Source organism: Stenotrophomonas sp. YJH_SMC_91, assembly GCF_059368495.1.
Window position 1 is genome coordinate 41,897 of the sequence record NZ_JCAFRT010000007.1, and the last position, 21,349, is coordinate 63,245.

Sequence of the window (21,349 nt, forward strand, 5' to 3'; positions counted from 1 at the left end):
GGTCAGAGCCGTTTTCCCTAGGAAAACGGATCCGACCCCGCACGGCAGAGGCCCCGATCAGTCGTGAAGCTGGCGCGGCTTCTTCCAGAACTGCCAGCGCTGTCCGCGATCCAGCTGGAACTGCAGGCCGTCCTCGAAATCCAGCACCAGCCGCTGCAGCTCGCCGCGCTTCAGCGCGGCCAGCAGCGGACGGATCGCATCGTTGCCGAGCTGCTGCAGCGAGCGCAGCTGGCGCAGATCAACCAGTGCATCGACCGCCTGCTCGCCATCCACGGCTACGCCAGCCGCAAGAGCCAGGCCCTGCAGCAGCGCATCGCGGCTGCGCACCTGCGCATGCGGCGTGCTGACCGATACCGGCATCACGCCACCACCCCAGAACCACAGCGAATTGATTGGCTGTTGTCCCTGCGCGGCGCGCTGCTGGTTCCAGGAATGGTTATGCAGCAGTACCTGCGCTTCGGTCATCAGCGCCCGCCAACGGCGGCCGCCCTCGCCTTCCGGCAGGTGCGAGAACAGGTCATCGCCCAGCACCTCGTCCGGACTGTCGAAGTCCGGCAGGGCCAGGTCGATCGGCAGGCGCAGGTACCAGCGCGAAGGGTCCGGTGCGTCGAGCACGAATCCGGCATCGGCGAACAACGGCTGCAGCACCGGCAGCAGGGCCAGGCAGTCGGCCAGGGTCGGTCGCAGCGTTTCGCCGTAGGCCATCATCCGCGCGCCATGCATGTCCGGCACCATGCAGGCCGGATCGGCACGCAGCCAGCTGGCGCCAGCGGCATCGCCGACGTCGCGCTGGCGGGTCAACGCGGCCACCGGCCATTGCGGCGCGGCGACCGTGAAATGGCGCGTCAGCTGCGCGCGTTCACCCGGTGCGACCTGCACCGTCGTGGCGCGGCCAAGCGCGCGCGCCACATCGTCCGGCAGCGCAGCCGCGGCAAAGCGGCTGCGTGCCGGCAACAGCAGGGTCGCCGTTGCCACCGGGTCAGTCCACGTAGCTGACGCTGACGATCTCGTACTCGCGTTGGCCGGCCGGGGCGTCGATCACGATCGAATCACCTTCCAGCTTGCCGATCATCGCGCGCGCCACCGGCGAGGAAATCGCGATCAGGCCCTGCTTGATGTCCGCCTCCAGGTCACCGACGATCTGGTACTTCTTCTCTTCGTCGGTTTCCACGTCGGCCAGCGTCACGCTGGCGCCGAACACCACCTTGGAGCCGGCATTGAGCTTGCTCACGTCGATGATCTCGGCGTGCGACAGCTCGCCTTCCAGCTGCTTGATGCGGCCTTCGATGAAGCCCTGTTCCTCGCGCGCGGCGTGGTACTCGGCATTCTCCTTCAGGTCGCCATGCTCACGCGCTTCGGCGATGGCCGCGATCACCTTCGGGCGCTTGACCGACTTCAGGTGATCCAGTTCGTCGCGCAGCTTCTGCGCGCCCTTCATCGTGATGGGGGCTCTCATGCATTCAACTCCTTGTGCAGCTCCTGCAGCGACCAGACGGGGCCGGTGCCGCGGAATTCCAGTGAATCCACCAGCGCCTTGGCGCCGGCAATGGTGGTCGAGTAGGTGACGCGATGCTGCAGCGCCTCGCGACGGATCGAGAACGAGTCGTTGATCGCCGAGCGACCTTCGGTCGTGTTGACGATGTAGACGATCTCGCCGTTCTTGATCGAGTCGACGATGTGCGGACGGCCTTCGACCACCTTGTTGATGATCTCGCAGTCCATGCCGTGCTGCTGCAGCCACGCGGCGGTGCCACGGGTCGCGACCAGGCTGTAGCCACGCGCCAGCAGCGCCTTGGCCACCGGCAGCACGCGCTTCTTGTCCGGATCGCGGACCGAAACGAAGGCCTTGCCGACCGGCGGTGCCTTGATGCCACCGGCTTCCTGCGCACGCGCGAAGGCGGCGTTGAAGCTGCGGCCCACGCCCATCACCTCACCGGTGGAGCGCATCTCCGGCCCGAGGATCGGGTCGACGCCCTGGAACTTGGCGAACGGGAAGATCGCTTCCTTCACCGAGTAGTAGTCCGGCACGATTTCCTTGGTCGCGCCCTGCTCGGCCAGGCTCTTGCCAGCCATGCAACGGGCAGCGATCTTGGCCAGCGGCATGCCGGTGGCCTTGGACACGAACGGCACGGTGCGCGACGCACGCGGGTTCACTTCCAGCAGGTAGATGGTGTCGGCACCTTCGTCGCTGGTCTGGATCGCGAACTGGGTGTTCATCAGGCCGACCACGTTCAGGGCCTTGGCCAGCTCCACCACCTGGCGGCGCAGTTCGGCCTGGGTTTCAGCCGACAGCGAGTACGGCGGCAGCGAGCACGAGGAATCGCCCGAGTGCACGCCAGCTTCTTCGATGTGCTCCATCACGCCACCGATCAGGACGTTGCCCTCCTTGTCGGCGATGATGTCGACATCACACTCCACCGCGTTGTCGAGGAAGCGGTCCAGCAGCACCGGCGAATCGTTGGACACCTTCACCGCGTCGCGCACGTAGCGGGCCAGGTCGGCTTCACCGTAGACGATTTCCATCGCACGGCCGCCCAGCACGTAGCTCGGGCGCACCACCAGCGGGTAGCCGATCTCGCGGGCCAGCAGCAGCGCTTCCTGGTCGTTGCGGGCAATGCGGTTCGGCGGCTGCTTCAGGCCCAGCTTGTCGACCAGCTGCTGGAAGCGCTCACGGTCTTCGGCCAGGTCGATCGAATCCGGGCTGGTGCCGATCACCGGCACGCCGTTGGCTTCCAGCGCCCGCGCCAGCTTCAGCGGGGTCTGGCCGCCGTACTGCACGATCACGCCCTTCGGCTGTTCCAGTTCGACGATTTCCAGCACGTCTTCCAGGGTCAGCGGTTCGAAGTACAGGCGGTCGGAGGTGTCGTAGTCGGTCGACACGGTTTCCGGGTTGCAGTTGACCATGATGGTTTCATAGCCATCCTCGCGCAGCGCCAGTGCCGCATGCACGCAGCAGTAGTCGAACTCGATGCCCTGACCGATGCGGTTCGGGCCACCGCCCAGGATCATGATCTTGTCGCGGTTGCTCGGCGCGGCCTCGCACTCGTCCTCGTAGGTCGAGTAGAGGTAGGCGGTACCGGTGGAGAACTCGCCGGCACAGGAGTCCACGCGCTTGTAGACCGGGCGCACCTTGTGCGCACGACGCAGCGCGCGGATGGCGGCTTCGTTGGTGCCGGTCAGCTGCGCCAGGCGTGCGTCGGAGAAGCCGGCGCGCTTCAGCTTGCGCAGGCGTGCAGCGTCCAGCGCGTCGATGCCACCGGCAGCGACTTCAGCTTCGGCAGCGATGATTTCCTCGATCTGGTCCAGGAACCAGTGATCGATGAACGAGAGTGCGTAGATCTCTTCCACGCTCATGCCGGCGCGGAACGCATCGGCAACGAAGAACAGGCGCTCCGGGCCCGGCGCCTTCAGCTCGCGACGCAGGGTCTGCAGGTCGTCTTCGTTGGCCAGGTCCAGACCGGTCGGGTCGAAGCCGACCTTGCCGGTTTCCAGGCCACGCAGGGCCTTCTGCATCGACTCCTGGAAGGTGCGGCCCATCGCCATCACCTCACCCACCGACTTCATCTGGGTGGTCAGGCGGGCGTCGGCGGCCGGGAACTTCTCGAAGGCGAAGCGCGGGATCTTGGTGACGACGTAATCGATGGACGGCTCGAACGAGGCCGGGGTCAGGCCGCCGGTGATCTCGTTCTTCAGTTCGTCCAGGGTGTAGCCCACGGCCAGCTTGGCGGCGACCTTGGCGATCGGGAAGCCGGTGGCCTTGGAGGCCAGCGCCGAGGAACGCGACACGCGCGGGTTCATCTCGATGACGACCACGCGGCCGGTCTTCGGGTTGATGCCGAACTGCACGTTCGAGCCACCGGTATCGACGCCGATCTTGCGCAGCACGGCGATGGAGGCATCGCGCAGGCGCTGGTATTCCTTGTCGGTCAGGGTCTGCGCCGGGGCCACGGTGATCGAGTCACCGGTGTGCACGCCCATGGGGTCGAGGTTTTCGATCGAGCAGACGATGATGCAGTTGTCCGCGGTATCGCGGACCACTTCCATCTCGAACTCCTTCCAGCCCAGCACCGACTCTTCCACCAGCACTTCGGTGGTCGGCGACAGTTCCAGGCCACGGCTGACGATCTCGACCAGCTCTTCGCGGTTGTAGGCGATGCCGCCACCGCTGCCGCCCAGGGTGAAGCTGGGGCGGATGATGGTCGGGTAGCCGACGCGGGTCTGGATCTCCAGCGCTTCGTCCAGGGTGTGAGCGACGGCGGCGGTCGGGCATTCCAGGCCGATCTCACCCATGGCCACGCGGAACAGCTCGCGGTCTTCGGCCATGCGGATCGCTTCGCGCTTGGCGCCGATCAGTTCGACGTTGTACTTCTCCAGCACGCCATTGTCGGCCAGGTCCAGCGCGCAGTTCAGCGCGGTCTGGCCACCCATGGTCGGCAGCAGCGCATCGGGCTTTTCCTTGGCGATGATCTTCTCGACCGTCTGCCAGTTGATCGGCTCGATGTAGACGGCATCGGCCATCTCCGGGTCGGTCATGATCGTGGCCGGGTTGCTGTTGACCAGCACCACGCGGTAACCCTCGTCACGCAGGGCCTTGCAGGCCTGGGCGCCGGAGTAGTCGAACTCGCAGGCCTGGCCGATGACGATCGGGCCAGCACCGATGATGAGGATGGTCTTGAGGTCAGTGCGCTTGGGCATTTTCTTCTCTAAGTCAGTACAGCGTGACAAGGGGGAGTGATCGCACGCTGTCGATCAGGAATCTTGAACCGCAGCGCCGCGCCAGGGGCAGCAGCGATGCGGGGTTTACGGTCCATCGCGACGCCACCGGGGGGCCGGCGGCGTACTGATCACGCCTTGGCCTGCTCCATCAGCACCACGAAGCGGTCGAACAGCGGGCCGACATCGGTCGGGCCCGGCGACGCTTCCGGATGGCCCTGGAACGAGAACGCCGGCACGTCGGTGCGGGCCACGCCCTGGTTGGTGCCATCGAACAGCGAGCGGTGGGTCACGCGCAGGGTCGGCGGCAGGGTCGCTTCATCGATCGCGAAGCCGTGGTTCTGCGAGGTGATCATCACCCGGCCGCTGTCCAGGTCCTGCACCGGGTGGTTGGCACCGTGGTGGCCGTGGCCCATCTTCATGGTCTGCGCGCCCGAGGCCAGGCCCAGCAGCTGGTGGCCCAGGCAGATGCCGAAGGTCGGGATCTTCACGTCGATGAAGGTCTTGATCGCTTCGATGGCGTAGTCGCACGGTTCCGGGTCACCCGGGCCGTTGGACAGGAACACGCCATCCGGCTTCAGCGCCAGCACTTCGGCGGCCGGGGTCTGCGCCGGCACCACGGTCACTTCGCAGCCGCGCTCGGCCAGCATGCGCAGGATGTTGGTCTTCACGCCGAAATCGTAGGCCACGACCTTGTACTTGGCCGGCACGCTGACGAAGGCATTGGCATCCAGGTCCAGCTGGCCCTCGGTCCAGGTGTAGGTCTTCTCGGTAGTGACGACCTTGGCCAGATCCATGCCCTTCAGCCCCGGGAACTTGCGGGCGGCTTCCAGTGCCTTTTCCACGTCGATGTCGCCGGCCATCAGCGCACCGTTCTGCGCGCCCTTCTCGCGCAGGATGCGGGTCAGCTTGCGGGTGTCGATGCCGGCGATGGCAACCACGCCACGCTGGATCAGCCAGTCCTGCAGCGACACCTGGCTGCGCCAGTTGCTGGGGCGACGCGGAACATCGCGCACGATCAGGCCGGCCGACCACACCTTGGACGCTTCATTGTCCTGGTCGGTCATGCCGGTGTTGCCGATATGCGGATAGGTCAGCGTGACCATCTGCCGGGCGTAGGACGGGTCGGTCAGAACTTCCTGATAGCCGGTCATGGCGGTGTTGAACACCACCTCACCGACGGACAGGCCGGGCGCGCCTACGGATTCGCCCTCGAATACGGTGCCGTCTTCGAGGACGAGGATTGCGGCTTGGGTCACGGGAATCTCACTTTGGCTACCGAGGGGGCTGCCGAAGTCACGCCTGCGCTTCACGGAAATCCGGTTGCAAAAAAGCGCGGACGTGCGGTCTGGGACCGGTCCGGCTTTCGTGATTCGGCGAGTGCGAATTGTAGCGCTGCCGGGGCGCTCGCGCCAGCGGTTATCGCGCTTCATGAACGGGCGATTGCGCATTCATTTCAATCCGGCGGCGTATGCGGGCCGGAGGTGGGGTCGGATCCTTTCCCGAATGGGAAAGGCTCTGACCCCAGGCGCCCTCGGATGGGGTCAGAGCCCTTTCCGCAGGAAAGGGATCCGACCCCAGGAATCAGCCCGCCTTACTGCAGCAGGTCCCGTACCCGGTAGCTGCCCGGGGCGCGGCCCTGCAGCTGGCGGGCGGCGAACAGGGCGCCGCGGGCGAAAATGTCGCGGTTGGTGGCCCGGTGCACCAGCTCGATGCGCTCGCCCAGCCCGGTGAACTGGACCAGATGCTCGCCGACGATGTCACCAGCGCGCAGGCTGGCATAGTGCGGCTCCGCCCCGCCCCGCTGCGCGGCCGCACCCAGGGTCAGTGCAGTGCCCGACGGCGCGTCCTTCTTCTGGGTGTGGTGAGACTCGACGATGTCACAGTCCCAGCCGGCCAGCGCCTGCGCCGCGCGCTCGACCAGCTCGTCCAGCACCGCCACGCCCAGACTGAAGTTCGAGGCCCAGACCAGCGGGATCCTCGCCGCCGCCGCCTCCAGCGCCTGCCGCTGCGTGCTGGAGATGCCGGTAGTGCCCGAGACCAGCCCCGCACCACGTTCCACGCACAGTGCCAGCATCGGGTCGAAACCCTCCGGCAGGCTGAAGTCGATCGCCACGTCGAATGCCGGCGCACCGGGCAGCTCGCTGGCCGCGAAGAACGGTACGCCATCGACCACGCGCTGGGCCGGCGCACGACCCGTCACCGCAGCGGCGATCTGCAGGGTTTCGGGATGTTCGGCGGCCAGCCGCAGCAGGGCCTGGCCCATGCGCCCGGAGGCACCGTGGATGAGCAATCGCAGGGGAGTCTGGTTCATGCCTGCAGGCTAGCGGCAGCACGCCCGCTCCGGCAAGCGCCATCGCTGCTACGCTGCATGCCCTTTCATGCAATGGATGGCAGCTCCCTCATGCAGATCAGCGAACAGCTGGTGCTGGTCACCGGTGCCGGCCGCGGCCTTGGCCAGCACATCGCCCGCGCCTTCGCCGCCCAGGGCGCGCGCGTCATCATCAACTACCACCGAAGCGAAGGCGCCGCACGTGCTCTGGCTGCCGAGCTGGGCGGACAGGCGATCGCGCTGCCGGCCGATGTCACTGAGCGCGCCGAGGTCGATGCAATGCTGCAGCACGCCCTGGCCCACTTCGGCCAGGGCGTCACCACCGTAGTCAACAACGCACTGGCCGCGTTCTCGTTCAATGGTGATGCCCGCGACGGCGCCGCCGACATCGGCTGGCCGGCGTTCCAGGCGCAGTTCGAGGGCAGCGTGCGCGGCGCGCTGAACACCGTGCAGGCCGCCCTGCCCGGCATGCAGGCCCGTCGCTTCGGTCGGGTGATCAACATCGGCACCAACCTGTTCCAGAATCCGGTGGTCCCCTATCACGACTACACCGCCGCCAAGGCCGCACTGCTGTCGCTGACCCGTACCCTGGCCGGCGACCTCGGCCCGCATGGCATCACCGTGAACATGTTGTCCGGCGGCCTGCTGCGCACCACCGATGCCAGCGCCGCCACGCCGGAAGCAGTGTTCGACTACATCGCCGCCAACACGCCACTGCGCAGCGTCACCACGCCGGCCGAGTTCGCCGATGCCGCGCTGTTCTTCGCCAGCCCCTGGTCGCGCGCGGTGACCGGTCAGAACCTGGTGGTCGATGGCGGGCTGGTGCGGGACTGAGTCGATGCGCATCTCCGAAGTCAGCCGCCTGACCGGCGCCAGTGCCAAGGCCATCCGCCTGTACGAGGCGCGCGGACTGCTGCCGCCGGTGCCACGCCTGAACCGCTATCGCGACTACAGCGAACAGGACGTGGCCTGGGTGCAGCTGATCCGCCAGGCACTGGGGCTGGGCATCACCCTGGCCGCGATCTCACGCCTGCAGGGCCGCGATGGACGGCTCGACTGGCCAGCGGTACTGGCCTTGCTGGAGGAGCAGCGCGGCCGCATTGCCGACGAGCGGATGCGGCTGGCACAGGTCGAGCGCGACCTGCAGCTGGTCAGCGACGAACTGCAGCAGTGGCTGCACTCCGGCAGCGGCGACTGCATCCTGGAACCCAGCGGCTGCACCACCCCGGTTTGACTCTGCCCCTGGGGCAGACCCCAACCTCGCGCACTTTCCATTGCGCGAGGTTGCCGTGTCCCGTTCCATCCTGATCCTGCTGGGCCATCCTGACCGTGACAGCCTGTGCGGCGCCCTCGCCCAGCGCTATGCCACCGCCGCCGAGAATGCTGGCCACCGGGTGCGCCTGATCGCGCTGGGTGACCTCCAGTTCGACCCGGTACTGCGCCACGGCTACCGTCAGATCCAGCCGCTGGAAGCCGACCTGCAGGACGCCGCGGAAGCGATCGAGGCCTGCGATCACCTGGTGCTGGTCTACCCCACCTGGTGGGGCGCGATGCCGGCACTGCTGAAGGGCTTCTTCGATCGCGTGCTGCTGCCGGGGTACGCCTTCCGCTACCGGCGCGATTCGGTGTGGTGGGACCGGCTGCTGGCCGGGCGCAGCGCGCGGGTGATCACCACGCTGGATACGCCGCCCTGGTACTACCGCTGGATCTACCGCGACCCGGGCGTCGCCCAGATCCGCGCCACCATCCTGCAGTTCTGCGGCATCCACCCGGTGCGTGTCAGCCGCCTTGGCGCCGTACGCAGCAGTACACCGGCACAACGCAGCAAGTGGCTGGCGCTGGCGGCGGACCTGGGCTCACGCGCCTGGTAGATCCACGCCATGCGTGGATGAAATGCTGGCCAGTGTTCCGCGTGTCGCGTTTGCCAATTGACCGCCAGGCACCGCACCTCAAGGCTGTGGCCCCCTGTTCCGGCCCGGGCAAAGCCCATGAAATCCTCGACTGTCTTCAGCAAGTGCGCCAGGAAGACCGGCTTTGCCGGGACCACGACTACCCGCTACCGCTTGCTGGATGACGCCCTCCTTGTCGTGAATCACCAGCGTGCCAGCGAAAGCCGGGGTTTCTATGTGAATGCTGGACTCTACTTTCCAGAGCTGCTCAAGCATCCCCTCGCACCTGACGATCTTGAAACGGCTTTCAGGTACCGCTCCAGCATTCCCACGCCCCACGTCGACTGGCGGATTGAAGAGACACCAGGCCTGCGCCGGGCCTTCATCCAGCAGGATCTTGAAGACCTGCTGCAGGCTGGTAACCGCGACGGACTGAAAGGCCTGCTGCTCGATGCCCTTGCCGACGTGGCCGGCTTCGCGGCAACCCATGGGAACCGGGAATCGGTGCGGCGATTGAATCGGGATGGACGCTTCCGGGCGATCATCCGCAGAGAGGTCTGAACCCCGGAAGCGTGCGAACCAAGGTTCGCACCCACCAGCGCAGGAGAAGCAGCGTCAGTGCCGCTTCGGCGGAGTCGGCCCGCAACTGTCGCAACCGCCACAGGCACCGCCACTTCCGCTCGCCGGTGGCGCGACCTTCCGCCCCAGCGCCTGCAGCCAGGCGGCGCGACCGGGCTTCAGCAGGGCCAGCGCCAACGCCCCGCGCAGCTTGCGCACGGTACCGGGGAACTGCTTCTTCAGCACCACCCAGGCACTGACCAGCACGGCCACCGCGATGATCAGGTACTGGATCAGCAGCCCGGCATCCATCAGCCGCCTCCCAGCGCCCTGGTCACCTGGTAGGTGATCAGCGCGGCCACGTAGGCCGCCGCGAACAGGTAGAACGCAGCGAAGCCCATCTGTTTCCATGAGTTGGTCTCGCGCTTGATGGTGGCCAGCGTCGAGATGCACATCGGGGCGTAGATGTACCAGACCAGCAGCGACAGTGCGGTGGCCAGCGACCAGCCATCGCTGATCAGCGGGGTCAGTGCCTGGCTGGCGGCATCGTCATCGGCTGCCGACAGCGCATACACGGTGGCCAGCGAAGACACCGCCACCTCACGCGCGGCCAGGCCCGGGATCAGCGCGATGCAGATCTGCCAGTTGAAGCCCAGCGGCGCGAAGAACACAGCCATTGCATGGCCGATCTGGCCGGCGTAGCTGTAATCGATCGCGGGCATGGTGGCCCCCGCCGGTGCTGCCGGGAACGACAACAGCACCCACAGCAGGATGGTCAGCGCCAGGATGATGCCGCCAACGCGCTTGAGGAAGATCATGCCGCGCTCGTACAGGCCGACCGCCAGGTCACGCACGTGCGGCAGGCGGTACGACGGCAGTTCCAGCATCAGCGGATGCTCGCTCTTGTCGCGGCGCCACTTCTTCATGATCCACGACATCGCCAGCGCGCTGAGGATGCCGGCCGCGTACAGGCCGAACAGCACCAGGCCCTGCTGGTTGAACACGCCCCATACCGTCTTCTGCGGAATGAACGCACCGATCAGCAGCGCGTACACCGGCAGGCGTGCGGAACAGGTCATCAGCGGCGCCACCAGGATCGTGGCCAGGCGGTCACGCGGGTCCTGGATGCTGCGCGTGGACATGATGCCCGGCACCGCGCAGGCGAAGCTGGACAGCAGCGGGATGAACGAGCGGCCGGACAGCCCGGCGGCGGCCATCATGCGGTCGAGCAGGAACGCCGCACGCGGCAGGTAGCCGGATTCCTCCAGCACCAGGATGAAGAAGAACAGGATCAGGATCTGCGGCAGGAACACCACCACGCCACCGACACCGGCGATGATGCCGTCGGTCAGCAGGCTGGCCAGCGGGCCTTCCGGCAGCACGCTGCCGACGAAGGCGCCGAGCCAGGCGAAACCGGCCTCGATGGCGTCCATCAGCGGCGTCGCCCAGGCGTACACCGCCTGGAAGATCAGGAACATCACCACCGCCAGGCTGATCAGCCCGAACACCGGGTGCAGCAGCCAGCGGTCCAGCGCGTCGTCGATCTTCGCGGTCCGCGCCGGCATGCGCACGGCCACCGACAGGATCTCGCGCACCTTGGCGTGGTAATCGAGCCCACCTTCCGGGCCCGGCACCGGTGCATCCAGGTGCGGGACCATCGCATCCAGGCGTTCGACCAGAGCCTTGGCGCCCTGCTTGCGCACCGCCACGGTCTCCACTACCGGCACGCCCAGCTCGCGCTCCAGCGCGGCCACGTCCACCTGGATGCCACGGCGCTGGGCCGCATCAACCATGTTCAGCGCCACCACCATCGGCTTGCCCAGCTCGCGCAGTTCCAGCGCGAAGCGCAGGTGCAGGCGCAGGTTGGTGGCGTCGATCACGCACAGCAGCACATCCGGCGCAGCTTCGCCCGGGTAGAAGCCCCGGCACAGGTCACGGGTGATCGCCTCGTCCAGGCTGGCCGGATGCAGGCTGTAGGCGCCCGGAAGGTCGAGTACCGCGAACTCGCGGCCGGACGGCGCACGCAGACGGCCTTCCTTGCGCTCGACGGTGACGCCGGTGTAGTTGGCAACCTTCTGCCGGCTGCCGGTCAGCTGGTTGAACAGTGCGGTCTTGCCGCTGTTGGGGTTACCAACCAGCGCAACGCGCAGGGGGGCGGTAGTGGCAGTGGCAGTCATGCGCGTCGTTCCTGGCTGGCGGCGTCGACCACGACCCGCTTGGCTTCACTGATCCGCAGCGCGAAACGGGTGAACCCGACCTGCACCAGCAGCGGCTCTCCCCCCACCGGACCCTTGGCCACCAGGCGCACTTCCTCGCCCTTCACGAAACCCAGCTCGCGCAGGCGACGGGCGATGGCATCGTTGGCATGCAGGTCCTGCACGGACTCGACCACGGCCGAGGTGTGCAGCGGCAGTTCGGACAGCGTCATCTAGCGTGTTCTCTGCTGGATGTAAATGGTTCTCGATTCTAACATTCCCGCGTCGCGTCATGGCCCATGACCAATGGCCCGCTATGATCCATACAGGTATGGAGTGACCCTGGAATCCCATGAACGATGCTTTGCAGATCGAGCGCAGCGGCGCCGTCCTCACCCTCTGGCTGAACCGGCCGGAGCTGCACAACGCCTTTGACGCCGGGCTGATCGCCCGGCTGACCGCCGCACTGGAGGCCGCCGGCCACGATGCTTCGGTGCGCGCGGTGGTGCTGGCCGGCCACGGCGCCTCCTTCTCGGCCGGTGCCGACATGCAGTGGATGCGCGGCATGGCGGCGGCCAGCGAAGCCGATAACCGCGAGGACTCGCTGGCCCTGGCCCGGCTGATGCGCACCCTGGACGAGCTGCCCAAGCCGACCCTGGCCCGGGTCCATGGCGCGGCCTTCGGCGGCGGCGTCGGCCTGGTCGCCTGCTGCGACATCGCCATCGCCAGCACCTCGGCCCGCTTCGGCTTGACCGAAAGCCGCCTCGGCCTGCTGCCGGCGGTGATCTCGCCCTATGTGATCGAAGCCATCGGCCCGCGCCAGGCCCGTCGCTGGTTCGCCACCGGCGAGCATTTCGACGCCGACACCGCGCTGCGCATCGGCCTGGTCCACCAGCTGGTCGAGCCCGAACGCCTGGACGAGGCCGTGCAACGCCAGCTGGCCCTGCTCGACAAGGCCGGCCCGATCGCCTCGTCCACCGCCAAGCAACTGGTCCGCCAGGTCCGCGACAGCCATGACCGCGACACCCTGGATCGCGATAATGCCGCCCTGATCGCGCGCCTGCGGGTGTCGGCCGAGGGCCAGGAAGGCCTGGGCGCCTTCCTCGACAAGCGCGCCCCCCATTGGGTCACGGAAGCCTGAACATGCTCGATCATCTTGGTTTGACCAGCGCCGACCTGGCGCGCAGCAAGGCCTTCTTCCTGCAGGCACTGGCGCCACTGCAGATCGGCGTGGTGATGGAAGTGACCGCCGAACAGACCGGCGCGCATGACCACATCGGCTTCGGCAGCGACGGCAAGCCGTTCTTCTGGCTTGGCAATGGCGGCACCGCCAGCCATGGCGTGCATGTGGCCTTCGCCTGCGCCAGCCGCGACCAGGTGGACGCCTTCCATGCCGCCGCCCTCGCCGCCGGTGGCCGCGACAACGGCGCCCCGGGCCTGCGCTCGTGGTATCACCCGGACTACTACGGCGCCTTCGTGCTGGACCCGGATGGCAACAACATCGAGGCGGTCTGCCACCGCCCTGCCAATGGGGCAACCGCATGAGCGACTACGTCCGCATCGTCGAGGTCGGGCCGCGTGACGGCCTGCAGAACGAAAAGCAGTCGGTCTCCACCGGCGACAAGATCGAACTGATCAACCGTCTGTCGGCCACCGGGCTGCGCAGCATCGAGGCGACCAGCTTCGTCAGCCCGAAGTGGATCCCGCAGCTGGCCGATGCCGCCGAGGTCTACGCCGGCATCCAGCGCCGGCCCGGCATCCACTACCCGGTACTGGTGCCGAACGAACAAGGCTACGACCGCGCCCGTGCGGTGGGCGCGGAGGAAGTGGCGGTGTTCACCGCCGCGTCCGAGGCGTTCAACCGCACCAATACCAATGCCGGCATCGATGAATCGCTGGCGCGCTTCGAGCCGATCCTGCGCCGTGCCGCCGCCGATGGCGTGCGCGTGCGCGGCTACGTCTCCACCGTGCTCGGCTGCCCCTACCAGGGCGAAGTGCCGCTGGCTGATGTGGTGCGCGTTGCACGCGCCCTGCACCAGATGGGCTGTTACGAAATCTCGCTGGGCGACACCATCGGCGTCGGCACCCCACGCAAGGCACGGGCGATGCTGCAGGCGGTCGCTGCCGAGATTCCGATGGAAGCACTGGCCGTGCACTTCCACGACACCTACGGCCAGGCCATCGCCAACATCGCCACCTGCCTGGAAGCAGGCGTGCGCGTGGTCGACAGTGCGGTGTCGGGTGCCGGTGGCTGCCCGTATGCCAAGGGCGCCAGCGGCAACGTCGCCAGCGAAGACGTGGTCTACCTGCTGCAGGGCCTGGGCCTGGACAGCGGCGTGGACCTGCGGGCACTGGCCGAGACCGGCCGCTGGCTGGCCGGCCTGCTCGGCCGCGCCACCGCCAGCCGCACCGGGCAGGCGCTGGCCGCCGCCGGTTGACCGCCGCGCTGCGCCGCCCCGCAAAGGCGGCGCAGTGCACAACAGCGGCGGTCGCGGCTTCCGTTAGAATCGGCGGTTCTCGAACCTGCAGGACCGTTCAATGCAGCTGTCTTCCGTACGTGCCGTGATCACTGGCGGCGTCTCCGGCCTCGGCCTGGCCGTGGCCCAGCACCTCGTCGCCCAGGGCGGCAAGGTGGCCCTGTTCGACCTCAACGACGACAAGGGCGCTGCCGCCATTGCCGGGCTGGGTGCCGACAAGGCCCGCTATTTCAACGTCAACGTCAGCGATGAGGCGGCGGTGACCGCGGCCATCGACCAGGCCCACGATTTCCTCGGCGGCCTGAACGTGGCGATGAACTGCGCCGGCATCCTGGGCGCCGGCCGCGTGCTGGGCAAGGAAGGCCCGATGCCGCTGGCCGGCTTCCAGGGCACGGTGATGGTAAACCTGGTCGGCAGCTTCAACGTGGCCAAGGCCGCGGCCAACCGCATGCAGCACAACGAAGCGGGCACTGACGGCGAGCGCGGCGTGATCATCAACACCGCCAGCATCGCCGCCTATGAAGGCCAGATCGGCCAGGCCGCGTATGCCGCCAGCAAGGGTGGCGTGGTCTCGATGACGCTGCCGATGGCACGCGAACTGTCGCGCTTCGGCATCCGCGTCAATACGATTGCTCCGGGCGTGTTCTGGACGCCGATGGTCGACGGCATGCCCGAAGCCGTGCAGCAGTCGCTGGCCGCCTCGATTCCGTTCCCGTCGCGCCTGGGCAAGCCGGAAGACTTCGCCAGCCTGGTCGGCTTCATCCTCGGCAACACCTACCTCAACGGCGAGACCATCCGCCTGGACGGCGCTACCCGCCTCGCTCCGAAGTGATTCCCCCCGGGCGCCGGGACGGCGCCCTCCCCCAACGACCTAGATCACCATGAAAGCCAACGACATCAAGAAGGGCAACGTCGTCGAGTACAACAACGGCGTGTACCAGATCCGCGACATCGAGCGCAGCTCGCCGCAGGGTCGCGGCGGCAACGTCCGCTTCCGCTTCATCATGTACAGCGTGCCGGGCGGCAACAAGCTCGATGCCAGCTTCGATGCCGACGACAACCTGGTCGAGGTCGAACTGCTGCGCCGCCAGTCCACCTATTCGTACAAGGACGGCGACGCGTTCGTGTTCCTCGATGACGAGGACTACACCCCCTACACCCTGGACGCGGACGTGATCGGCGACGACGCTGGCTACATCACCGATGGCCTGACCGGCATCTACGTGCAGGTGATCGACGAGCAGCCGGTGGCGATCCAGCTGCCGGCCTCGGTGGTGCTGGAAGTGATCGAGACGCCGCCGGAACTGAAGGGTGGCACCGCCACCAAGCGCCCGAAGCCGGCCAAGCTCAACACCGGCATCGAGATCATGGTGCCGGAGTACATCGTCAACGGCGAACGCGTGCTGGTGAACACCGCCACCGGCGAATTCGCGGGCCGTGCCGACTAATCGCCTCGCGCTGATCGGCTGCCTGTCCCTGCCTGCGGCGCATTCGCCGCAGGCAGGCCATCGGATGTAGCAGTCGTGTAGCACCGAGCCCACGCTCGGCTGCTGTGCGTTGGACAGGGACTGCAGCCGAGCGTGGCTCGGCTCTACAGGTAGCTTACGGCTGCTTCGCGCCGAAATTGCCGCAGCCGTGGTACTGGCGGGTGCCGATGGTCAGGTTCACCTTGGCATCGAACGCCTCGCCACTCATGTCGTCCTGGCAGGTCATGCGCTGGAAGCTGAGCTTGACGTCGGTGCCATCGGACGCCTTGCCACTCCAGCCGTCAGCACCTGCGGTGGGCTGGGCGACATCGAAACGACGCTCACCGTAATCCACTTCCACCTGCAGGCCCGGCGTGTCGCCGTCGACAACCGCCAGCCAGCCCGGCTCATTGCCGGTGGCACGGAACGCGGCATTGCCGGCGCTGCCATCGCCTTCAGTGGCTTCGACCGCATGGCACTCGCGATCGGCTTCGCCCTTCAGGCTCAACAGGCCGTCATCGCTGCCCTTGGTCCAGAAGCTGTTGCCCTTGCCATCGCCGTACTTGGCACCCGACGCCGCACGCTCGGAGCTCATGGCGAAGGTGCGTTCGCCGATCACCACCGTGGCCGCATCCTCGCCATTGAAGGTCGCGCGCACGCTCAGATCACCACACTGGTACGTGGTCTCGCTGCCACCTTCGGTGCTGGCGCTCGGCTGCGGCGCGGCAGGCGGGGCGTCATTGCCGCCTGCGGCGGGCGGCTGGGCCGGCTGGCACGCGGCCAGCACCAACCCGAGGGAGGCTGCCAACAGACTGGGAACTACACGCATGGCTCGACTCCTTGTCGACACTACAGAGAGGCTCGACCCTACCACCTGTCGGTGAGCGGGGCCTGAAAGCGGCCTGACCGCGCTCATGCGGCCAGTACCGCCATCGACAACAGCTGCGCGCCGCTTTCGCCGGAACTGCAGGTCCACACCCGCAGCAGGCGCAGTTTCAGCTCGCGCTCCCGGCCCTGCCCGCGCACCGACAAGCGCACGTCGCTGGACAACAATGCCAGGCGTCCGCACAGCAGCGTTTCCACCGCGTACGACTGCAGGCTGCGCACCTGCAGGTTTCCGGCCAGCCAGTCGCCCAGCCAAGGCAGGTCGAGCAAGCGCCCGCCCTGCCCGTCCATCATGAACAATGCCGGCGATACCAGCGCAGTCAGCGCATCGTGGTCGTCATCCAGCAATGCCTGCCGCAGGCGCTGTTCCAGCGCTGCCAACTGCCGCTCATGCAGGTCTTCAACGATGTCCCGTTCCATCCACGGATCCTTCCGGCATCGGCCGGCGCCTGCGCAGGCGTTGCGCGATCCACTGCCGCGCGCCCTGCACCACTACATAGAAGACCGGTACGAAGAACACCGCCAGCACCGTCGCACTGACCATGCCGCCGAACACACCGGTTCCAATCGCCTGCTGGGTTTCCTTCGACGCGCCCTGCGCAAGCATCAGCGGCACCACGCCCAGCGCGAATGCCAGCGAGGTCATCACGATCGGCCGCAGGCGCAGCCTGGCCGCCTCCAATGCCGCCTCGACCAGGCCGCGCCCCTGCTGCTGCAGCTGCCGCGCGAACTCGACGATGAGGATCGCGTTCTTCGCCGACAGCCCGATCACGGTGATCATGCCGACTTTGAAGAACACGTCGTTGGGCATGCCGCGCAACAACACGGCGGCGACCGCGCCGAGCAGGCCCAATGGCACCACCAGCATCACCGCCAGCGGAATCGACCAGCTCTCGTACAGTGCCGCCAGCACCAGGAACACCACCAGCATCGACAACAGCAGCAGCCACGGCGCCTGCGCCCCCGACTCACGTTCCTGCAGCGACTGGCTGGTCCACTGCAGGGCGAAGCCGGACGGCAGTCTTTCGGCCAGCCGCTCCATTTCGGCCATCGCCTGGCCGGTCGATACGCCGGACGCCGGTGCACCGGACAGGTTCAGCGCCGGGAAGCCGAGATAGCGCTGCAGCTGCAGTGGCGCCTCGGTCCAGTGCGGGGTCACCAGCTCCGACAACGCCACCATGCCGCCTTCGCTGTTGCGCACGTACAGCTTCAGCACATCCTCCAGTTCCATGCGGTGCGGTGCGTCGGCCTGCAGGATCACCTGCTGCAACCGGCCCTTGTTGGGGAAGTCATTGACGTACTGCGAGCCCATCGCAGCCGACAGCGTGCTGCTGATGTGTTCGAAGCCCACGCCCATCGCCTCGGCCTTGGCACGGTCGATATCCAGCCGCACGCTGGTACCTGCTGGCAGGCCATCGGCATGCACCTCGGACAGCAGCGGACTGGCCTCGGCCAGCTTCAGCAGCTGCTGCAGGGCCGCGCGCAGCTCGGCCTGGCTCTGCCCGGTACGCGCCTGCAGGGCGAGCGAGAACCCGGACGAACGACCCAGGCTGTCAATCGCCGGCGGCATCACGCTCATCACCTCGCCCTCGGCAATCGTGGCCATTGCCTTCTGCGCCGCCTCCACCTCAGCGGCCGCGGTGGCGCCTGCGCGCTCGCCCCAGTCCTTCAGCATGGTGTAGGTCAGCGCCGCGCTCGGGCCGGAGCCAGAGAAGCTGTAGCCAAGGATCGACTGATTGGAGCCGATGCCCGGGCGCGAGGCTACATGCCGTTCGTAGGCTTCGACCACGGCCAGCGTGCGCTCGGCGGTCGCTTCGGCCGGCAGCTGGATCGAGGTCATGAAATAGCCCTGGTCTTCTTCCGGCAGGAATGCACCCGGCAACCAGTGCAGGCCCAGCAACAGCGCCACTACCAGTGCGGCGAACACGCCCATCACCCGCCCGCTTCGCTGCAGCACGGAGGCCACGCCACGCTGGTAGCGCCCGGTCATCGCCTCGAAGCCACGATTGAAGGCGCCGAACAGACCGCCCCGACCATGGTGGCCATGGGTGTTCGGGCGCAGCAGGGTCGCGCACAGCGCTGGGGTCAGGCTCAATGCCAATAGCGCCGAGAACAGGATCGACACCGCCATCGCCACGGTGAACTGGCGGTAGATCGCGCCCACCGAGCCGCTGGCCAGCGCCATCGGAATGAACACCGCGGTCAGTACCAGGGTGATGCCGATCACCGCACCGGTCAGCTCGCGCATCGCCTTGATGGTGGCCTCGCGCGGCGGCAGGCCCTCCTCGGCCATGATCCGTTCCACGCCCTCGACCACCACGATCGCGTCGTCGACGATGATGCCGATCGCCAGCACCATGCCGAACATGGTCAGCACGTTGATCGAGAAGCCCAGCGCCAGCATCACCGCGAAGGTACCCAGCAGCGCGATCGGTGCGACCAACGCTGGAATCAGCGTGTAGCGCCAGTTCTGCAGGAACAGGTACATCACCGCGAACACCAGCAGCATCGCCTCCAGCAGCGTCTGCACCACCTTCTGGATCGAGATCCTGACGAACGACGCGGTGTCGAACGGAATGCTCGATTCCACGCCGCGCGGCAGCAGCGGCGCCAGCTCGGCCATGCGCTCGCGCACCGCCGACGCGGTGCGAACCGCGTTCGCGCCAGGACGCAGCTGCACGCCGGCGGCGGTGGCCGGATGGCCATCCTCGCGGGTGCCCCAGGCATAGCTCTGCGCGCCCAGCTCGACGCGGGCGACATCGCCCAGCACCACCCGCGAGCCGTCGGCCCCGGCGCGCAGCACGATGGCAGCGAACTGTTCCGGCGTGGACAACTGGCCATCGGCGCTGAGCGGCACGGTGATGCGCTGGCCCGGAACACCCGGAGAATCGCCGATGCGCCCCGGCGAGATCTCCAGGTTCTGCTGCTCGATGGCAGCGGCCACGTCACCCATGGTCAGCCCATAGCCGGTCAACCGGGTCGGGTCCAGCCACACGCGCATCGCCTGTTCGGCACCGAACAGCTGCACCCGGCCGACGCCATCGATGCGGCGCAGCTCCTCGATGATGTTGCGCGCCATGAAGTCGCCCAGTGCGGCCTCGCTGACGCTGGCATCCGGCGAACGCAGACCGACCAGCATCAGGAAGCCGGAATCGGCGGCCTCCACGAACAGGCCGTTCTGGCGCACGCTGCGCGGCAGGCGCGGCTCGATCGCCTTGATCCGGTTCTGCACGTCCACCTGCGCCAGCTCCGGGTTGGTGCCCGGCTTGAAGGTGGCGGTGATCGAGGCTTCGCCGGACGTGTCCACCGACGACTCGAAGTACAGCAGGTGCTTGACGCTGGACAGCTCGCGCTCGATCAGGCCGACCACCGCGTCATTCAGCGTCTGCGGGCTCGCACCCGGGTAACTGGCGTAGATGCTGACGCTGGGCGGGGCAACCGCCGGATAGCGCTCCACCGCCAGCCGCGGGATCGCCAGCACACCGGCCAGGATGATGAAGATCGCCAGCACCCAGGCGAACACCGGGCGATCGATGAAGAAACGTGCCATGTTGGAATTTCCTGGAGGGACCGGCCCGGTAGAGGCTCAGCCCTTGCTGCCGGCCTGCACCGCGCCGGCGCTGGCGACCGGCATCTGCCAGTCGCGCGCATCGACCACCACGCCTTCCTGCAGGCGTTCCTGGCCTTCGACCACCACCTTTTCGCCCGCCTTCAGGCCGGTGCGCACCAGCCATTGGCGATCAACGCTGCCGTCGACCTCCAACGTGCGGATCACCGCCTTGCCGTCGCCACCGATCACCCAGGCATAGGCCTGGCCACCGGCACTGCGCAGCACGGCCTGCTGCGGCACGGTCAGTGCGCTGGCCGGCGCACCCCGCGGCACCTTCGCGCGCACGTACATGCCGGGCAGCAGCTGGCGCTGCGGGTTGTCGACCAGGATGCGCAGGATCACATCACCGGTGCGCGCATCGACATTGATACCGGAGAACAGCATCTGGCCACGCTCGGACAGCGGCTTGCCGGCCGCACCGATGATCGTTACCGGCAGCTCGCCGCCGCCGGCAGCGCTGCGCTGCAGCGACTCCAGCTGCGCGGCCGGCTGGCGCACATCGACGTAGACCTGGTCGATCTGCTGCACCACCGCCATCGGCTCGGCATCGGCCACGCCGACCAGTGCACCTTCGGTCACCAGCGCCTGGTCGATGCGGCCGGCAATCGGCGCGCTGACCGTGGCATAGCGCAGATCGAGCTGGCGACGCGCCAGGATCGCGCGCGCCTCATTCACCGCGGCACGGGCCTGTTCGTACTCGGCACTGGCATCGTCGCGGTGCTGCTGGCTGACCGCCTGCGCGGCCGCCAGCGCATGCAGGCGCTGCGACTGCACGCGGCTGCGGCCCAAGGCGGCCTCACTGCGCTGCAGCGCGGCCAGTGCCGAGTCGACATCGGCACGGAACGCCGCCGGATCGATCTGGAACAGGGCCTGGCCGGCGCGCACTTCCGCACCCTGCTCAAACAGCCGGCGCTGCACGATGCCGCCCACCTGGGCACGGATCTGTGCGGTGCGTACGGCGGCCACGCGGCCAGGCAGTTCGTCATCGCGCTGCACGACCTGCGGGCCGACCGTGACCACGCTGACGCGCGGTGCCGCTTCGGGCGTGGCTTCGGGGGCGGAGCAGGCCGTCATGGCCAGGGCGAGGGCCGCGATCAACGCGACCGGAGTCCTGAAGGTTCTCATTGCTGTGCACAATGCCGCGCGGGCGGCTGATAGGTTCTGAAGCGTGCAGTCTGCGGGGCGATGATGGGGTTTCGATGGAGGAACTGTGGAGATACGATG

21 protein-coding genes are annotated in these 21,349 nt (G+C 67.5%); 9 read left to right on the forward strand and 12 right to left on the reverse strand.

The genetic code is table 11. The features are described from left to right. Positions 1 to 57: 57 nt before the first annotated feature. The 5 genes from AC5P5X_RS10735 to dapB form a co-directional block, all read right to left on the reverse strand. Positions 58 to 975: a hypothetical protein gene (locus AC5P5X_RS10735; protein WP_005409484.1), complete on the reverse strand. Its 918-nt coding sequence runs from the start codon at positions 973 to 975 to the stop codon at positions 58 to 60. A gap of 4 nt (positions 976 to 979) precedes the next feature. Continuing rightward, complete coding sequence (greA, locus tag AC5P5X_RS10740) at positions 980 to 1,444, reverse strand: transcription elongation factor GreA (RefSeq protein ID WP_181453298.1); 465 nt, start codon at positions 1,442 to 1,444, stop codon at positions 980 to 982. Between the two features lie 8 nt (positions 1,445 to 1,452). After that, positions 1,453 to 4,695 (reverse strand): carbamoyl-phosphate synthase large subunit, encoded by a 3,243-nt coding sequence (gene carB, locus AC5P5X_RS10745; RefSeq protein ID WP_111189422.1) that lies wholly within the window; start codon positions 4,693 to 4,695, stop codon positions 1,453 to 1,455. 149 nt (positions 4,696 to 4,844) lie between these two features. Further along, positions 4,845 to 5,972 (reverse strand): glutamine-hydrolyzing carbamoyl-phosphate synthase small subunit, encoded by a 1,128-nt coding sequence (carA, locus tag AC5P5X_RS10750; RefSeq protein WP_005413213.1) that lies wholly within the window; start codon positions 5,970 to 5,972, stop codon positions 4,845 to 4,847. A 335-nt stretch (positions 5,973 to 6,307) separates the two neighbouring features. Further along, on the reverse strand, positions 6,308 to 7,027 hold the full coding sequence (dapB, locus tag AC5P5X_RS10755; RefSeq protein ID WP_005409480.1) for a 4-hydroxy-tetrahydrodipicolinate reductase: 720 nt from the start codon (positions 7,025 to 7,027) through the stop codon (positions 6,308 to 6,310). Between the two features lie 90 nt (positions 7,028 to 7,117). Between dapB and AC5P5X_RS10760 the strand changes: the two genes are divergently transcribed. The 4 genes from AC5P5X_RS10760 to AC5P5X_RS10775 all read left to right on the forward strand — a co-directional run bounded on the left by AC5P5X_RS10760 (position 7,118) and on the right by AC5P5X_RS10775 (position 9,495). After that, positions 7,118 to 7,879 carry a 3-oxoacyl-ACP reductase gene (locus AC5P5X_RS10760; RefSeq protein WP_414486345.1) on the forward strand — a complete coding sequence of 254 codons (762 nt, stop codon included), beginning with the start codon at positions 7,118 to 7,120 and terminating at the stop codon, positions 7,877 to 7,879. A 4-nt stretch (positions 7,880 to 7,883) separates the two neighbouring features. Then, positions 7,884 to 8,279 (forward strand): MerR family transcriptional regulator, encoded by a 396-nt coding sequence (locus tag AC5P5X_RS10765; RefSeq protein ID WP_049459818.1) that lies wholly within the window; start codon positions 7,884 to 7,886, stop codon positions 8,277 to 8,279. A 55-nt stretch (positions 8,280 to 8,334) separates the two neighbouring features. Beyond that, complete coding sequence (locus AC5P5X_RS10770; protein WP_005413208.1) at positions 8,335 to 8,916, forward strand: NAD(P)H-dependent oxidoreductase; 582 nt, start codon at positions 8,335 to 8,337, stop codon at positions 8,914 to 8,916. A gap of 117 nt (positions 8,917 to 9,033) precedes the next feature. Continuing rightward, positions 9,034 to 9,495, forward strand: coding sequence for a DUF4304 domain-containing protein (locus AC5P5X_RS10775; protein ID WP_049459817.1), 462 nt, complete (start codon positions 9,034 to 9,036; stop codon positions 9,493 to 9,495). 54 nt (positions 9,496 to 9,549) lie between these two features. Here the strand turns inward: AC5P5X_RS10775 and AC5P5X_RS10780 are convergent, their stop codons facing one another. From AC5P5X_RS10780 to AC5P5X_RS10790, 3 genes are read right to left on the reverse strand one after another with little or no spacing between them, the layout of a single operon-like run. Beyond that, positions 9,550 to 9,804 carry a DUF6587 family protein gene (locus AC5P5X_RS10780; protein ID WP_005409475.1) on the reverse strand — a complete coding sequence of 85 codons (255 nt, stop codon included), beginning with the start codon at positions 9,802 to 9,804 and terminating at the stop codon, positions 9,550 to 9,552. Then, entirely contained in the window at positions 9,804 to 11,669 is a 1,866-nt protein-coding gene (gene feoB, locus AC5P5X_RS10785; protein ID WP_049459816.1) for a ferrous iron transport protein B, read from the reverse strand. Before feoB ends, AC5P5X_RS10780 begins: the two co-directional genes overlap by 1 nt. After that, positions 11,666 to 11,920 carry a FeoA family protein gene (locus AC5P5X_RS10790; protein ID WP_005409473.1) on the reverse strand — a complete coding sequence of 85 codons (255 nt, stop codon included), beginning with the start codon at positions 11,918 to 11,920 and terminating at the stop codon, positions 11,666 to 11,668. Before AC5P5X_RS10790 ends, feoB begins: the two co-directional genes overlap by 4 nt. 119 nt (positions 11,921 to 12,039) lie before the next feature. Here AC5P5X_RS10790 and AC5P5X_RS10795 point away from each other — a divergent pair, with 119 nt between their 5' ends. From AC5P5X_RS10795 to yeiP, 5 genes are all read left to right on the forward strand, one after another. Then, positions 12,040 to 12,828, forward strand: a complete 789-nt coding sequence (locus tag AC5P5X_RS10795) for an enoyl-CoA hydratase/isomerase family protein (protein WP_005409472.1) — start codon at positions 12,040 to 12,042, stop codon at positions 12,826 to 12,828. A gap of 2 nt (positions 12,829 to 12,830) precedes the next feature. Continuing rightward, on the forward strand, positions 12,831 to 13,232 hold the full coding sequence (locus tag AC5P5X_RS10800) for a VOC family protein (RefSeq protein WP_043035388.1): 402 nt from the start codon (positions 12,831 to 12,833) through the stop codon (positions 13,230 to 13,232). Beyond that, the gene (locus AC5P5X_RS10805; protein ID WP_495215980.1) at positions 13,229 to 14,125 is read left to right on the forward strand and encodes a hydroxymethylglutaryl-CoA lyase; all 897 of its coding nucleotides are present in this window, start codon (positions 13,229 to 13,231) and stop codon (positions 14,123 to 14,125) included. The genes AC5P5X_RS10800 and AC5P5X_RS10805 overlap by 4 nt, the downstream gene beginning before the upstream one ends. Positions 14,126 to 14,225: 100 nt before the next feature. Continuing rightward, a complete protein-coding gene (locus AC5P5X_RS10810; protein ID WP_005409469.1) occupies positions 14,226 to 14,996 on the forward strand; it encodes an SDR family oxidoreductase in 771 nt (256 codons plus the stop codon). Between the two features lie 49 nt (positions 14,997 to 15,045). Continuing rightward, the gene (gene yeiP / locus AC5P5X_RS10815) at positions 15,046 to 15,612 is read left to right on the forward strand and encodes an elongation factor P-like protein YeiP (protein WP_005409468.1); all 567 of its coding nucleotides are present in this window, start codon (positions 15,046 to 15,048) and stop codon (positions 15,610 to 15,612) included. 154 nt (positions 15,613 to 15,766) lie between these two features. On the opposite strand, the gene AC5P5X_RS10820 is transcribed toward yeiP, so the two are convergent. From AC5P5X_RS10820 to AC5P5X_RS10835, 4 genes are all read right to left on the reverse strand, one after another. Continuing rightward, on the reverse strand, positions 15,767 to 16,459 hold the full coding sequence (locus AC5P5X_RS10820) for a COG3650 family protein (RefSeq protein WP_076739000.1): 693 nt from the start codon (positions 16,457 to 16,459) through the stop codon (positions 15,767 to 15,769). A gap of 83 nt (positions 16,460 to 16,542) precedes the next feature. Continuing rightward, positions 16,543 to 16,935 (reverse strand): nuclear transport factor 2 family protein, encoded by a 393-nt coding sequence (locus AC5P5X_RS10825; protein ID WP_005409466.1) that lies wholly within the window; start codon positions 16,933 to 16,935, stop codon positions 16,543 to 16,545. Then, positions 16,916 to 20,065: a multidrug efflux RND transporter permease subunit gene (locus AC5P5X_RS10830; protein WP_111189423.1), complete on the reverse strand. Its 3,150-nt coding sequence runs from the start codon at positions 20,063 to 20,065 to the stop codon at positions 16,916 to 16,918. The genes AC5P5X_RS10825 and AC5P5X_RS10830 overlap by 20 nt, the downstream gene beginning before the upstream one ends. Positions 20,066 to 20,101: 36 nt before the next feature. Then, complete coding sequence (locus tag AC5P5X_RS10835; protein ID WP_099484308.1) at positions 20,102 to 21,250, reverse strand: efflux RND transporter periplasmic adaptor subunit; 1,149 nt, start codon at positions 21,248 to 21,250, stop codon at positions 20,102 to 20,104. Positions 21,251 to 21,349: the final 99 nt, after the last annotated feature.

What these genes read in the sequence shown, in the direction of transcription:
- AC5P5X_RS10830 (WP_111189423.1), bottom strand. Translation starts at nt 20,065, where the DNA reads ATGGCACGTTTCTTCATCGATCGCCCGGTGTTCGCCTGGGTGCTGGCG.
- AC5P5X_RS10795 (WP_005409472.1), top strand. Translation starts at nt 12,040, where the DNA reads ATGAACGATGCTTTGCAGATCGAGCGCAGCGGCGCCGTCCTCACCCTC.
- AC5P5X_RS10760 (WP_414486345.1), top strand. Translation starts at nt 7,118, where the DNA reads ATGCAGATCAGCGAACAGCTGGTGCTGGTCACCGGTGCCGGCCGCGGC.
- AC5P5X_RS10800 (WP_043035388.1), top strand. Translation starts at nt 12,831, where the DNA reads ATGCTCGATCATCTTGGTTTGACCAGCGCCGACCTGGCGCGCAGCAAG.
- dapB (WP_005409480.1), bottom strand. Translation starts at nt 7,027, where the DNA reads ATGAACCAGACTCCCCTGCGATTGCTCATCCACGGTGCCTCCGGGCGC.
- carB (WP_111189422.1), bottom strand. Translation starts at nt 4,695, where the DNA reads ATGCCCAAGCGCACTGACCTCAAGACCATCCTCATCATCGGTGCTGGC.
- yeiP (WP_005409468.1), top strand. Translation starts at nt 15,046, where the DNA reads ATGAAAGCCAACGACATCAAGAAGGGCAACGTCGTCGAGTACAACAAC.
- AC5P5X_RS10775 (WP_049459817.1), top strand. Translation starts at nt 9,034, where the DNA reads ATGAAATCCTCGACTGTCTTCAGCAAGTGCGCCAGGAAGACCGGCTTT.
- AC5P5X_RS10820 (WP_076739000.1), bottom strand. Translation starts at nt 16,459, where the DNA reads ATGCGTGTAGTTCCCAGTCTGTTGGCAGCCTCCCTCGGGTTGGTGCTG.
- AC5P5X_RS10790 (WP_005409473.1), bottom strand. Translation starts at nt 11,920, where the DNA reads ATGACGCTGTCCGAACTGCCGCTGCACACCTCGGCCGTGGTCGAGTCC.
- AC5P5X_RS10765 (WP_049459818.1), top strand. Translation starts at nt 7,884, where the DNA reads ATGCGCATCTCCGAAGTCAGCCGCCTGACCGGCGCCAGTGCCAAGGCC.
- AC5P5X_RS10805 (WP_495215980.1), top strand. Translation starts at nt 13,229, where the DNA reads ATGAGCGACTACGTCCGCATCGTCGAGGTCGGGCCGCGTGACGGCCTG.
- feoB (WP_049459816.1), bottom strand. Translation starts at nt 11,669, where the DNA reads ATGACTGCCACTGCCACTACCGCCCCCCTGCGCGTTGCGCTGGTTGGT.
- AC5P5X_RS10835 (WP_099484308.1), bottom strand. Translation starts at nt 21,250, where the DNA reads ATGAGAACCTTCAGGACTCCGGTCGCGTTGATCGCGGCCCTCGCCCTG.
- AC5P5X_RS10825 (WP_005409466.1), bottom strand. Translation starts at nt 16,935, where the DNA reads ATGGAACGGGACATCGTTGAAGACCTGCATGAGCGGCAGTTGGCAGCG.
- AC5P5X_RS10810 (WP_005409469.1), top strand. Translation starts at nt 14,226, where the DNA reads ATGCAGCTGTCTTCCGTACGTGCCGTGATCACTGGCGGCGTCTCCGGC.
- AC5P5X_RS10780 (WP_005409475.1), bottom strand. Translation starts at nt 9,804, where the DNA reads ATGGATGCCGGGCTGCTGATCCAGTACCTGATCATCGCGGTGGCCGTG.